Raw genomic sequence first — 1,723 nt, forward strand, 5'->3', positions numbered from 1 at the left:
CTCCCCGTACAGCCGCAGCGCCAGCTGCTCGGCGGTGAGCCCGCGCGGGTGCAGCGCCAGCGCGACCAGCACCTCGGCGTGCCGCAGGGTCAGCGCGACCTCGTCGCCGTCCAGGGCCGCGGTCGGCTCGCCGAGGAACCGCAGCGACAGCACCGGCCTGCGCCGCGCGCCCCGCTCCACCCGCAGCAGGTAGCCCTCGTCCAGCGGCTCCAGCACCCCGATGCGCCCGTCGGCCAGCCGCACCCGGTCCCGGCCGACGTCGACCCGGCCGCCCAGCTCGGTGCCCGGTTCGGCGGCCAGCACCCGGCCGGTCTGGCTCAGCAGCGCGCCGGGACCGCCGCGCAGCGCCAGCAGGTGCCGCATGTTCGCCGACCGCAGCCGCTCGTCGCGCTCGGCGAGCCTGGTCCGCAGGTGCCCCTCGGCCAGCCGCGCCGCCGCCGACACCAGCGCGGGCATCGCCGGGTGCAGGCTGGTCAGCGGCCCGCTCACGTCCACGACGCCGAGGGTGCGCCCGCTGTCCGGGTCCGTCACCGGGCTCGCCGCGCAGGTCCAGCCGTGGCAGGTGCGCACCAGGTGCTCCGCCGAGTGCACGGTCACCGGGCCGCCGGTGGCCAGCGCCAGGCCCATCGCGTTGGTGCCGATCGCGTCCTCGCTCCACCGGGCGCCCTCGGTCAGGTGCACCCGCTCGGCGATCCCGCGCACCCGCGCCGAGCCCTCGCACCACAGCACCCGGCCGTCCGCGTCCGTGATGATCATGACGTGCTCGGCGTCGTCCGCGATGCTCACCAGCGTCTCCCGCAGCACCGGCAGCGCCTGCGCCAGCGGGTGCGCGGCCCGCAGGTCCACCACCTCGTCCCGGTCCAGCACCAGCGGGGCCTCGCGGCTGTCCGGGTCGACGCGGGCCGCCAGCGAGCGCCGCCACGACTCCAGGATCACCGGCCGCGTGCCGGGGGCGGGACCACCGGCCAGCGCCGCCTCGTGCTCGCGCGCGAGCAGAAGGGGGTCACCGCGCATCGTCGCCTCCAGGTCCCTCGACCCCAGGATGACCGGGGCGAACCCGCACGGCAAGGACTTCGCGGGCCGTTCGGCACTGGCGCGCGTCGGCCGTGCAACGCCGCTGCAACGTAACCCCGCCTACGTTCTGCGGCCATCCGACGCAACGACGCGGGAGGCGACCACATGGCGAAGTACGCGGCACCGGGGCAACCGGACAGCGTGGTGAGCTACCGGAGCAGGTACGACCACTTCATCGGCGGCGAGTTCACCGCCCCGGCGAAGGGCGGCTACTTCGAGAACCCCACCCCGGTCACCGGCGAGACGTTCACCGAGGTCGCCAGGGGCACCGCCGAGGACGTCGAGCGCGCCCTGGACGCCGCCCACGGCGCCGCGCCCGCGTGGGGCCGCACCTCGCCCGCCGAGCGCGCCAACGTGCTCAACAAGATCGCCGACCGGATCGAGGCCAACCTGGAGGCCCTCGCCGTCGCCGAGACCTGGGACAACGGCAAGGCGGTGCGCGAGACCCTGGCGGCCGACCTGCCGCTCGCGGTCGACCACTTCCGCTACTTCGCGGGCGCCCTGCGCGCCCAGGAGGGCGGCATCTCGCAGATCGACGAGAACCTCGTCGCCTACCACTTCCACGAGCCACTCGGCGTGGTCGGCCAGATCATCCCGTGGAACTTCCCGATCCTCATGGCGGTGTGGAAGCTCGCCCCGGCGATCGCTG

Annotated in this window: 2 protein-coding genes; one reads left to right on the forward strand and one right to left on the reverse strand. The window is 75.4% G+C overall.

The features are described 5' to 3' along the window. On the reverse strand, positions 1-1,014 hold a 1,014-nt coding region (locus ACTUAL_RS23895), incomplete at its 3' end, for a GAF domain-containing protein (RefSeq protein ID WP_440901822.1). A 165-nt stretch (positions 1,015-1,179) separates the two neighbouring features. Between ACTUAL_RS23895 and ACTUAL_RS23900 the strand changes: the two genes are divergently transcribed. Beyond that, on the forward strand, positions 1,180-1,723 hold a 544-nt coding region (locus tag ACTUAL_RS23900), incomplete at its 3' end, for an aldehyde dehydrogenase family protein (RefSeq protein ID WP_440901823.1).

Source organism: Actinosynnema sp. (genome assembly GCF_052038725.1).